This is a genomic window from Paenibacillus farraposensis, assembly GCF_020736845.1.
Taxonomy (GTDB): domain Bacteria; phylum Bacillota; class Bacilli; order Paenibacillales; family Paenibacillaceae; genus Paenibacillus; species Paenibacillus farraposensis.
The window spans coordinates 71,129-82,358 of record NZ_JAFFQR010000019.1 but is presented as its reverse complement, the minus strand read 5'-3'; the positions used below and the strand labels follow the sequence as shown (position 1 = coordinate 82,358).

The following is an 11,230-nucleotide window of genomic DNA, read 5'->3' as shown; positions in this document are numbered from 1 at the left end:
GAACGATGAACGGACCCTATACATACAGGTTGCTTGACCCGCTCACCGATCGAAAAAGCACCCGCTTCATGGCAAAATACACACGTGCGGAACTGGAGCAAATGACGACCTTCCAGCTGCGCGGGATATGCGACAAGGAGCGTCTGGTCGAGGGCTTTGCCAATCGTCTGGCACGTGAAGAGCTCATTCGCGTCATTTTGCGGTTTCGGAGCTCAGAGGAGTACCTGCTTATCACAAGACCGAACCCCGGCGGCTTTGAACGTATTGAATCAGCACTGAAGCGAAATTGGAATGACCGCCGGCTGGAGAGCGGCGGCATCCGGGTTCCTGCCAAAATCACGCTGTATCAGGGTGTGCAGACAGGTCGCATGGACAACTACCGAATCGAATCTGATTTGCCTTGGCTCAGCTCCTCTAATGTGCTGCTGGTGAATGCGGCGGGAGAACTGTGCGGTATTTTGAATTTGCTGAAGGATGAGGGACGGACAGGCGTATATTATTTATCGCGGCATTGGGACGCTGAACTGCGAGAGACGGCCAATCATAACTATAGCCTGTTATTTCTGCGAAGACAGGAATCAGAATATTTTTATAACCATTATTATGGTGATAAGCCGATGCTGCCATTGAAGATGCAGGGTCACCGGGTTGCGGTGGCAGAGCTGATCATTCGGGGCACTGAAACAACCGATGCCGTACTGGCCATCGATTTTGGCACCTCGAATACAACGGCAGGTGCTTATTTGGACAGTTCCTACGTGACGGCCCCGGATACAGGCATGAGCAGCACGGTAACGCTGAATGCAATCAATTATGTGTCATTCCCCGGCCCGTCAGGTACGGAAGGTGATTGGATCGAAGTGTTGCCGACCGCTATTCGTGTTGCAGACTGCTCTAATCCGGAGCACATTGTGTATGTATTCGGGGAGGAAGCACTACGCGGAACCGACGTGGCGGGCAGCCGTGCGACCGTGCTTCGGGGCATCAAGCGCTGGGTCAACGATTATAAGCGAATCGAGGAATTAATGGATGCCGAGGGAAATACAGCTACGGCTTCCCGCAGCGATATTCTAGCGGCTTTTATCCGCTATGTGATAGGTACCGCTGAGCAGCAATTCAAGTGCCGGTTTCGCAATCTGCACTTTTCTGCTCCTGTCAAGCTGCAGCCGCAGTTTATTGAGATGTTTAGTGACATTTTGCCAGACTACCGGATTGAAGTGGAGGATGCGCTGGATGAAGGTCTGGCCGTGCTGTACAACACGCTGGCAGACCAGATGGAGCGGGGAACTTTTGCAGACGGTGAGGAATATCAGGCACTTGTCATTGATTGCGGTGGAGGCACGACGGATTTGTCATCCTGCCGGTTCCGGATTGAGGATGGACGTATTGCTTACAAGCTCGATATCCACACGACATATGAAAATGGGGATACCAATTTCGGAGGAAATAATCTGACATACCGGATTATGCAGTTTATGAAAATTGTATTTGCCGGTTATTATGCAGCCGAAACCAGACTGCCTGATACCGATATTGATGCCTTGATCGGCGTCCCTTCAGGGGATTTGTACCGTCATGTCGATGAGTTTGGCATAGATGCTGTTTATGCCCGGCTGGAGGAGCGCTATCGTGAGGCAGAGGCTATTTTGCCTACGGCGTTCAAACGGTACGAGCATGCGACACGGGAAGAATATCAGCGGGTGCTGAGTAACTTCCATCTATTATGGAGTGCGGCAGAAAATATGAAAAAGGAATTTTTTCTGCGTACAGGCATATTGCGCAGCCGCTTCGAGTCCGAACAGGTACTATCTGCCGACAGTGACTTGAACATTGCGGTGATGGACCGCTGGCTGGTATCAGTCATCGAAAACGGACGCTTCCGAGATGAATACGGCTTGCCTGATGTGGTGTTTAACATCCGGGAAATACAGCAGCTTCTTAAGGCGGATATCTACAATATTGTGCGCAAGTTTCTGGATGATTTTTATCAAGAGGGACGCTTGCAGGATTATTCCATTATCAAGCTGACCGGGCAGTCCTGCCGGATTGACGTATTTCGTGAAGCACTGAAGGAATTTGTGCCAGGGCGCAGCATTGAATTCCGGCAGAAAGCGGAAGACCTGAGCAGGGTGCCTGAGCTGAAAATGGCCTGCCTGCGCGGAGCTATCCGTTACCTGAATGCCAAAAAAATGGGCACGATTGAGCCTGTTATTACCAATCATATTCCGGCGATTCCGTACACCGTTAGCGCCTGGACGCATACAGGGCGTGAGAAAGAGCTGATTGCCAGCTTGGAGAGCAGCCGGGTACGTGGCTCCATTTCCAGGCCGTCACATGCGGCAGAGGTAGAGTTTTTCCTGACGGCAGGCGGTGGCAAGCTGCGTCAGCGCCATGTGTACCGCAGCCGGCCGGAAGCCTTTGAACCTATGCCTTATGAGGAAATTGCCGTTCTGTACGGGCGGGATATCCCGCAGGATGATACCGACTCCATTCGTAATGAAGAGACCAAATATTTTGTTTTTGCCGGCGACAGCCGTTGGGGTTTTTATGTAGTACCAATTACTCGCCGGGATGAAGTGCTGTATCTGGGGCCCAAACGTTTTTTTGCCTTTGAAAACGATCTTTCCGAGCTGGATTTCTTTGACGGTACGAAGTAGGACAGGCTGTGGAATATGAGAATACAATATCTGGAGGGAATAGTATGTTATACGCAGGTTTTTGGAAACGGGTTTTGTCCCATATTATCGACAGTCTTATTTTGTGGTTCGTATTTTCGATTATCGGTTTGATCTTGATCGTGATACATGCAGTTGGGGATGGGGGGCTTTCAACGGCGACAGTGATCAAAGCCGCCGAGACACCGATATCTACGGCGAGAATCGTTGTACAGGATTTATTGTATTTAGGTGTTATATGGCTGTATTACGCCATCATGGAATCGTCCAAATGCAAAGCCACGGTAGGCAAGCTGGCTCTCGGGATCATTGTGGTAGATGAGTTTAACCAGAAGCTCAGCTTTGGCCGTGCCAGCGCCCGTTACTGGAGTAAGCTTCTATCGGTCATCATTTTGTTCATCGGCTTTATTATGACCGCCTTTACGGCTAAAAAACAGGCTCTCCACGATCTGATTGCAGGTACCTATGTAATAGACAAGCGCGAGCTGAATTATATCCTTCGTGAGCAGGCTCGGCAGGGGACCGGGATGTAAAAGTAGATATATAAACCTGCATGACAAAATCGCTCATACCTATGTGGTGAACAAAAATTGGCTGGACTACTCGGAATATATGAAGCAAAATCCACCGCTGGCAGAGACGCCTGTCCCGGCTGCTGCACCCGGTGTGAATCGACTGTCCATACCTCTGAATAAAGAAGAGTAGATAAAGCAGTAATATGGTGTGATATCCATTAGGTTGGCACACAGATTCAAAGATTCTGATGAACAGCAGGCTTTAAGCAGGAGGAGCAGCAGGATGTACGCTGGTTTTTGGAAAAGATGTTTAGCTAACTTGCTAGATTATACCATTTTATTTGTAATTATTCGTTTATTTACTACGTTGCTGTTTGTGGCGATAGGGTTTATCTCTGTGTTCTTAAAAATGCCGACGTTTTTGGAGTATGGTTCACACTTAGACGATGAGTCGTTGAGAATTTTGGGAGCTACTACTCTTTTTAGCCCTCTTCTATTGGATTGGCTATACCACACCATCATGGAATCGTCAACATGCAGAGGAACGGTCGGCAAGCTGGCTGCGGGGATTGTCGTTGTGGATAAAAATAATGAAAAAATATCTTTTGGACGGGCCAACGCCCGCTACTGGAGTAAAATCATTGGCTTAGTCACTATATTTGTCGGTTACATCATGGTGGCATTCACGGCTAAGAAGCAGGCACTGCATGACAAAATCGCTCATACCTATGTGGTAAACAAAAAATGGCTGAACTACTCGGAGTATATTAAGCAAAATCCACCGCTGACAGAGATGCCTGTCCCGGCTCCTGCGCCCGGCGTAAATCGGTTGTCTATATCTCTAAATAAAGAAGAGCAGACAAAACAGTAATGACGGCGCAGAGCGAACCGGCTGGCGCATTACGTTGTGGCCGCAATGCCGGTACTGAGGTGCCGGGCGACACTTGTGCCGAAATCGGCACGGAGAGGAGGAAAACACATGTTAACCCATATCGTGCCGAAGTTTGAGAAAGGCCGTATTCTCAAAACCGAGATGCTGGAGAACCTGCGGGACTACCCCCGCAGTTTTCTGGATATCCGGTATCAGGATTATTCGGATGGCATCATTACCGGAATGAATGTGACTGTCGGGGAACACACGCTGATCGTAGGCAGAGGCATTGTGAAGCATAAGGGCAGACTGTATCTGCTAGAGCAGGAACAGGAAGTGCCGTATACAGCCACCGGGAGGCTGTCAGTGTTGAAGCTGCTCTTTTTGGAACAAACAGATCGCCCGGATTTCACCGCTCATCATGCAGATATTGTGCTGGAGGACGAGGCCGAGATCGGATTGGATGAGCTGGAGCTGGGCAGATTCAAGCTCAAGGATGGAGCCGTGCTTCGCTCGGATTATCAGGATTTTGCCGACATAGCAACCGAATTCAATACATGGAGTGATATCCATGCTCCATTTGCGGGCCTGAAGCAGAGTACATTGCGCCCGGAGACGATGCGGTACTTTGCATCCGAGCTGCTTAAAAGCGGTACATCCGATCCGATGGACTGTATGTTTGCGTTGATGTGCCTGAACCTGGAAGCCGTGGACAGGGAGTCTATTCAGCATTACATCGCAAACCGAAATGGTGCGGAATACAGAGATTATTCTTCTGCTCAGCTCCATAGGCAGCTGGTGCTGATCCTGGAGGGAGCCGGACGGGGAAAACGAGCAGCAGGCCGCTGGCAAGGCAGCGGAGGCGGGCGGATGATTGTGGATTAGAAAATCAGATAGAGGAGTGTGAATCAATGAAATATTTGGACGAGGAAATTGCCAAGCTGGAAAAAGAGCAGCGGAACCAACAGATTCCGAATGAACCTTCTGCTAACCCTTCGATGAATGATACAGAGCACGAAGAAGAGCAGCAATGGAAGACTGAAGATATCATTAAAGGAGTAAAGAGAGGGAGCTTGGACAATGATGCCATCCAATTGGAATTTGGAAGGTTGAATGTAATGAAGACAGGTTTAAGTATAAACTTCCCAACCGATTTTTTTGTCTGCACCCTTGAAACGGATGAGCATATGGTTTTTTGCAATGACGAACATGAAATTAACGTTATTTTTAATTGGATAGAGTCAAAAGAAAAATTTTCTATGAAGCACATGAAAAATTCCATGCTTCAACAATTTCATGCGATGGAGATGCCAATCCACTGGGCCGAGGACGGTACGGTTAATCATGACGCATTAGAGCCTCATTATTGTCTGTTCACCAGTAACGTGGCTAATGGAGTAGTGTTCAATTATTTATGCTTTGTAGAAAAAGGTAACCATCAGCTCATTATTAATGTGAACGGTAGTGATCGGCAACGAAACTTATGGAAGTGGATTGCCGAAGGCATGATTTCTTCACTGGAGGTGGACAGCAAATGAGTACCCCTATTCTTGCTTATGACAACGTCAAAATAAGTCCTTTTGAGCAGGTGAAGCTAAAAGAGTTAAAAATGATTCATCAGGTGAATGAACACGGCAAGCTTTCCTTTACCGGTACGATCACCGAAGAGCAAAAGGATAAATATGTTCACTCCATTCAAGCCCAGACACCGGTGGAAGTATACCAGGTTTTGGAGGACGGTGGACGGAAAGAGCTATTTTGCGGATTAATCAGCATGATGGAAATTCGGAAAGTGCTTGATGTGTATTACCTTAAAGCGGAGGCCTATACCTACTCTTATTTATTGGACATGCAAGTAAAGACCAGATCTTACCAGAATGCGTCGCTTGTCTATTCACGCCTGGTTAAGGAAGTAGGCAGGGGATACGATGATTATGATGTTATATATTCCGCTGACCGTGATGAGAGCATTGGGAATTTTGTCCTTCAATATCACGAAACTGACTGGGCCTTTTTAAAACGGATGGCTGCCCGTGTGAACACGGTGCTCATGCCAGTAGGGAAATTTAAAAGCATAAAAACATTCTTTGGCATTCCTGATGATGAAGCAACTGAACGCCTGGAAAACTTTAATTATACCGTCCATAAGAATTTGTCAGAATATTTGGTACATTCCAAAAATCATCAGGCAGACGTTCATGAGACGGATTTTGTGTATTACGAGATAGAAACTCATAAAATATTAAACCTAGGCGATGCTATTCGTTTCCAAGATAGAACCTATTTTATCCAGAAAAGTATATCAACCATGGAAAAGGGATTAATCGTTCACCGCTATACGCTAGCAAGCCGCTTAGGCATCAATCGTGCCAAACCTTATAACGAACGGATACGTGGTGCTTCCATAGGGGGAAGGGTACTGGCGATCAAGCGGGATACAGTAAAAGTTCATTTGGAAATTGATAATCATCAGGATGAAGGAACTGCCTACTGGTTTCCATATTCAACAGTATACGCTTCAGAGGATGGAAGCGGCTGGTACTGCATGCCGGAAAAGGGAGATAGCGTACGAGTGAATTTACCGAGCCAATGGGAAGATGCGGCTTTTGCCATCAGTTCAGTTAATTCGTATTCGGAGGATGCTGCAAAGCATGGGAGCACTTCCGGTGGGGGAGGAAACGCATCAGGTGGAGGTGGCAATTCTTCAGGGGACCGAATGTCTGACCCGAATGTACGATATTTCCGAAATCCAGCAGGAATGGAAGTTAAGCTCACGCCGGATCATGTGGAGATTTCCGCTAACGGAGGACAGGCGATTGTGAAATTGGAGGCTAGTGGTGCAGTCACAATCATCGGACAAAAAGAAGTATCACTTCATTCTAAAGAAAACGTAAAAATAAGAGCTGAAAAGACATTAATGATGACCGCCACAGATGAAATTGTAATTGGAAGTGATAAGGGGGGGAAGATCACGCTGGATCAGGCAGGAAACGCCAGGCTTGCAGGTACCGAAGTATTCACGAACTAATCTTCTTGTCAACCCGGAGTAGCAAGGGAGGTCAACCTTTATGGTGAAACGTCATGAAGCTTTATTACATTTAAGAGAAAACAGTGTCCTAAAATATCGTATAGAGCAGATTGCAGCCTTACACGAATACTTGGTAAACAATCGTGATGAACTTGCGAGACAAATTCTTTCTGTTTTTAAGGATAGTTGTACACAAGCTCTCAACTTGCAGAAGAAATGTGATAAGGGAAAGATTCAGCATATACATTTTACTTTTTTCAGACATCGTGTAATTAATCATGATGCAAGTTGCCGGATCTATTTTTATGATCATCAAGGCTATATGGACCCGGTAGAATGCGCAAAGGAATATGATGCCAGCTGGGTATTTAACTTTCTGGATAACTTTGAGCGTCAGCTTACACAAGATAGTAAAAAGTATGTCAATAAAATTTATTCTGCTGATATATCTCAAATTAAGAGAGAAGAAGCATCGCTTTATGTAAATTACATGGCTAACTTAATAAGACATGTCATGAAAGATGCAGTAGAGACAGAGGAATTTATAGCGTTGGGCAAGGACGACGAGGTGTATATTCGCGTGGGCGAGTATAAGGATTTTAATGAGCTTGTATATAAATTCAACTCTAAAGAGCAGCAAAGTACGGAGGTTAGAAGCAGACTTGATCCTAATGAAAATGATCAATATGCACATGAAAGTTTTAGGAATCTAGATCTTAGCCATATGTATTTTAAGCTAGTTAACTTATGCTACTGCCATTTTTCCAAAACTTCATTGGTAGGAAGCTATTTGGTAGGATGCCCGCTCATCGGTGCAGATTTCCGTAATGCGAATCTACAAGAGGCCAACTTGGATTACAGCTTAATCCATGGTGCGGATTTTAGAGGGGCCAATCTATCCAGAGCCCAACTGGAAGAGGTTCAGGGAAGTTTTGTAGTACCCACAGAAAAGGAATTTCATATTCCCCCGTTCATGGAAACGAACTTTGCTGGAGCCAATTTAAAAGAGGTGAGTTTCAAGGGAGCGGACTTGAGAGGTGCTAATTTCAAAGGGGCTTTGTTAAAAGAGACGGATTTTTCCCAGGCCAATCTGGAAGGTGCTATGTTCCTTCAAAAAGATATTAAAATATTGAAGTTAAATGGACAGCAGCTTGACAGTATACAAGTATGTTCTAATGTCTGAATTTTCGGAGTCACTAGACACAATTAAGTGGTGTGTCAAGGAGGGAAGTATGGAATATTTTATCATTTCACAGGATAAAAGTCTTGAGGATCACCTGATCACATTTGAGGGATTAAAGGCAGCCAACTCTACGTTGGAGGTAACAACGGATCAAGCAGAAGCTATTAAAGATCTGACAGTTGTATTCGTGAACGGAGATGAAGACCATGTCTGTCCGGATTTTATTGAACGTCCGGTACTGCTCGTATCCGACACGCTAAAAAAAGTAATTTCTATGTATGACGAGCATGTGATTTTTAAGTGTGCTGTATTAACAAATATAAAAATGGAATCACAGAGCACCTACTGGTTGATGCTTGTTGATCGATTGGACTGTTTATCAGATCAAACCGTTTTTGATAAGGCAGGAAGAATACAGCATATTGTTATTGATTTAGAGAAGGCACGTGGACATGCTGTTTTTCGCATTAAAGGCATTGATGAGACGATGCTTGTTATCAATCTGGAAATAACCGAAAGCATATTAAGGAGGGAACTGTTTGGAATGAAAATAGAGAAGGTAGAAACCTACAGTGGGAGGCTGACGCTATGAGTGGCGACAAGAGTTTTGTGGTACACGGTGCCTTCGCATTTTGTGACCAGGGGTCAAGGCCAGCGAGAATCATCGTACCTGCGAGTCATGGAGAATACATTCATGAACAGCCCCAACTGAATATTCATGACTTTTTTCCTGAGCGAAATGTTCGTCCCTTTGGGGTGTGCAAGAGCCTCAACAACCCGGCAGTACAAGCTGAAATGAAAAAGGTAGAAGAAGCCGTAAAGGCTCCAAAACAGGATGTTGGCTGGTTTAACTCTCTATTTATGAAAGAAGAAGATATTCCTCTTGAGCAGCTCCCCCCGCCAGAATGTGTGGCTATGTGTACTCCTAAAATAGTCAGACCTTGGGATTTTGGAAAAGAGGATGTCAAAGTGGGCCCCACGGATGCAATGTTAAGCAGTTGCTGCAATTCTTGCTTGTTTGGCGGCAATATTACCATCATTGATAATGGACAACGTAAATAAGTTAAGCCATGAAAGAAGGGAGGTAACTCGATATGGAAATTTTTTATGCCGGATTAATACTTGATTTCCCGTATAACATTCAGAGGGTAGAACAATTAAGCTTATTCCAAGAAATAAATGAACATGCGGTTCTTCGTTTTAAAGCCGTTATCCCTGAACATCATAGCGAGAGCCTGCAGAGAATGAGTGTTGATGACAAGGTTTCACTTTTTAAAGCCCATCCGATAGATGAAAAAAAGGAAAAATCAATTTTTAAAGGAATCATCAAACAAGCGGTTGTGCAGCATGTGCAGGGTGTGAATTATCTAGAGATCGAAGCTATATCATTCACGTACCAGTTGGATTTGGAGTGGAAAAAGCGATCGTTTCAAAACAAGCAAAAAACGTACGGGCAAATTGTAGACAACCTATTAGAAGATTATCCTGGAGCACATTGCTCGGATCAAACGATAGGAAATATCAAGACAGGGCAGTTACTTTTACAATATGAAGAGACGGATTGGCAATTCATCAAGCGTATAGCCTCTCATTTACATACCGTCGTGATTCCGGTTATGTCCGAAGAGACTCCGTCACTTATACTGGGTATACCAGAGGGGCAGGAGACGGCTAAGTTGGAGAATGATTCCTATACGATGCAAAGCCGTTTTAAATCATCTTCCCAGATGGAATACGCGGCTGATCATACTTTGTTTACAGTGGAGAGCAGAGCGGCATTAGGACTGGGAGCACAAGTTGATTTTCAGCATAAGGCGTATGTTGTATGCGAAATAGCAGCATCTGTTGTCAAAGGGGAACTGCTATATACATATACGTTAACTTCGCGAAGTACTATCAAAACCAAAAAAATAGTGAACGCTGCTATTCAGGGGCTTTCTTTGGAGGGGCGGATTACACAGATAACCCGTAATCAGATCAAACTGCATTTGGATATTGACTCCACAAATGACGATGCAGGTACTTGCTGGTTCCCCTATTCCACGGGTATGGACAATCAAAGTGCCTACATGATGCCCAAGCCGGGCTCTCCGGTCAAGCTTCATTTCCCAACGGCTTTGGAAACAGGAGCTATTGCGATAAGCTCTGTTCGAAGAGGGGCTGAACAAAGCAAATACAGCCAGAAATCTTCCGATCCTGTTGTTAAGTCATTAACGAATGACTCGGATAAGGAAATGAGGTTAACGGGTCAGGATGTTGTATTTGCGGCTAATAGTCAGGAAAGCATTAAGCTCCAGCTTACAGGCGACGGAATGGTTGAAATCCTCTCTGATACGGATATGTGTGTTAAGGCCACCACGGATTTTATTATTGATCTAGCTGGTGAAATGCCAGCCCCAAAGCAAATTCAATTGACAGCTGGTGAACTTGTAGCTATTTCTCGTAGTCCGGTAGAAGGAGTAAATCCGGAACAGGTGATCTTGATCGAGGACACAAGCAATGCTCAAGCTGCCACGATCTTTTATGAGGGCAAACCTGGTAAAGCTCCAGCAGTACAATACGATGACAGTGCTCTGATTGCTCAGGATCAGCAGGTGATGGAACAGGTAAATAATAATGCGGCAGCTAAACGTCAGGCCCTCGTGAATAAGTTGGAGGCAGGCAGGCAAAAAGTAGGTTTTGGACAAATAGCCATGATTATTGGAGCAGTGGCTGTGGGAGTTGCGGCAACTGTTCTAACAGCGGGTGCAGCTGCTCCTTTAGTTGTGGCTGCTGCTGCCAGTGTCACACTCGCTGCAGGAGCTACGACGATGGTAGTCGCTTCCAGTGAACTCAGTGAGGGACAGCAGGATATCGCCAAGGCCAGAGCAGGTGATCTCTCTCAATCGTATAACTTCATGCGAGATACTGTTCTGGGAGGGAACCAAGAGTTATACGATGTGGTTAAGTAAGGGGCCG

General features: G+C 45.6%; 11 protein-coding genes. All 11 read left to right on the top strand.

Features of this window, described 5'->3' with window-relative positions; genetic code table 11:
* Positions 1 to 5: 5 nt before the first annotated feature.
* Positions 6 to 2,657 (top strand): Hsp70 family protein, encoded by a 2,652-nt coding sequence (locus tag JO375_RS04685; protein WP_229523363.1) that lies wholly within the window; start codon positions 6 to 8, stop codon positions 2,655 to 2,657.
* Between the two features lie 44 nt (positions 2,658 to 2,701).
* A complete protein-coding gene (locus tag JO375_RS04680) occupies positions 2,702 to 3,208 on the top strand; it encodes an RDD family protein (RefSeq protein WP_229523362.1) in 507 nt (168 codons plus the stop codon).
* A gap of 43 nt (positions 3,209 to 3,251) precedes the next feature.
* The gene (locus JO375_RS24475) at positions 3,252 to 3,380 is read left to right on the top strand and encodes a hypothetical protein (RefSeq protein WP_267497665.1); all 129 of its coding nucleotides are present in this window, start codon (positions 3,252 to 3,254) and stop codon (positions 3,378 to 3,380) included.
* 93 nt (positions 3,381 to 3,473) lie between these two features.
* On the top strand, positions 3,474 to 4,061 hold the full coding sequence (locus JO375_RS04675) for an RDD family protein (RefSeq protein WP_229523361.1): 588 nt from the start codon (positions 3,474 to 3,476) through the stop codon (positions 4,059 to 4,061).
* Between the two features lie 108 nt (positions 4,062 to 4,169).
* The gene (locus JO375_RS04670) at positions 4,170 to 4,946 is read left to right on the top strand and encodes a DNA and RNA helicase (protein WP_229523360.1); all 777 of its coding nucleotides are present in this window, start codon (positions 4,170 to 4,172) and stop codon (positions 4,944 to 4,946) included.
* 26 nt (positions 4,947 to 4,972) lie between these two features.
* Positions 4,973 to 5,599, top strand: a complete 627-nt coding sequence (locus JO375_RS04665) for a hypothetical protein (RefSeq protein ID WP_229523359.1) — start codon at positions 4,973 to 4,975, stop codon at positions 5,597 to 5,599.
* Positions 5,596 to 7,089, top strand: a complete 1,494-nt coding sequence (locus JO375_RS04660; protein ID WP_229523358.1) for a phage late control D family protein — start codon at positions 5,596 to 5,598, stop codon at positions 7,087 to 7,089. Before JO375_RS04665 ends, JO375_RS04660 begins: the two co-directional genes overlap by 4 nt.
* 40 nt (positions 7,090 to 7,129) lie before the next feature.
* Entirely contained in the window at positions 7,130 to 8,272 is a 1,143-nt protein-coding gene (locus tag JO375_RS04655; RefSeq protein ID WP_229523357.1) for a pentapeptide repeat-containing protein, read from the top strand.
* A 49-nt stretch (positions 8,273 to 8,321) separates the two neighbouring features.
* Positions 8,322 to 8,864: a hypothetical protein gene (locus tag JO375_RS04650; RefSeq protein WP_229523356.1), complete on the top strand. Its 543-nt coding sequence runs from the start codon at positions 8,322 to 8,324 to the stop codon at positions 8,862 to 8,864.
* Entirely contained in the window at positions 8,861 to 9,334 is a 474-nt protein-coding gene (locus tag JO375_RS04645) for a DUF4280 domain-containing protein (RefSeq protein WP_229523355.1), read from the top strand. The genes JO375_RS04650 and JO375_RS04645 overlap by 4 nt, the downstream gene beginning before the upstream one ends.
* Positions 9,335 to 9,366: 32 nt before the next feature.
* Positions 9,367 to 11,223: a contractile injection system protein, VgrG/Pvc8 family gene (locus JO375_RS04640; protein ID WP_229523354.1), complete on the top strand. Its 1,857-nt coding sequence runs from the start codon at positions 9,367 to 9,369 to the stop codon at positions 11,221 to 11,223.
* The last annotated feature ends 7 nt before the right edge of the window (positions 11,224 to 11,230 follow it).

Excerpts from the sequence above, each read along its gene's own strand:
- JO375_RS04640 (WP_229523354.1), top strand. The coding sequence starts at position 9,367 with ATGGAAATTTTTTATGCCGGATTAATACTTGATTTCCCGTATAACATT.
- JO375_RS04650 (WP_229523356.1), top strand. The coding sequence starts at position 8,322 with ATGGAATATTTTATCATTTCACAGGATAAAAGTCTTGAGGATCACCTG.
- JO375_RS04665 (WP_229523359.1), top strand. The coding sequence starts at position 4,973 with ATGAAATATTTGGACGAGGAAATTGCCAAGCTGGAAAAAGAGCAGCGG.
- JO375_RS04670 (WP_229523360.1), top strand. The coding sequence starts at position 4,170 with ATGTTAACCCATATCGTGCCGAAGTTTGAGAAAGGCCGTATTCTCAAA.
- JO375_RS04660 (WP_229523358.1), top strand. The coding sequence starts at position 5,596 with ATGAGTACCCCTATTCTTGCTTATGACAACGTCAAAATAAGTCCTTTT.
- JO375_RS04685 (WP_229523363.1), top strand. The coding sequence starts at position 6 with ATGAACGGACCCTATACATACAGGTTGCTTGACCCGCTCACCGATCGA.
- JO375_RS04680 (WP_229523362.1), top strand. The coding sequence starts at position 2,702 with ATGTTATACGCAGGTTTTTGGAAACGGGTTTTGTCCCATATTATCGAC.
- JO375_RS04655 (WP_229523357.1), top strand. The coding sequence starts at position 7,130 with ATGGTGAAACGTCATGAAGCTTTATTACATTTAAGAGAAAACAGTGTC.
- JO375_RS04645 (WP_229523355.1), top strand. The coding sequence starts at position 8,861 with ATGAGTGGCGACAAGAGTTTTGTGGTACACGGTGCCTTCGCATTTTGT.
- JO375_RS04675 (WP_229523361.1), top strand. The coding sequence starts at position 3,474 with ATGTACGCTGGTTTTTGGAAAAGATGTTTAGCTAACTTGCTAGATTAT.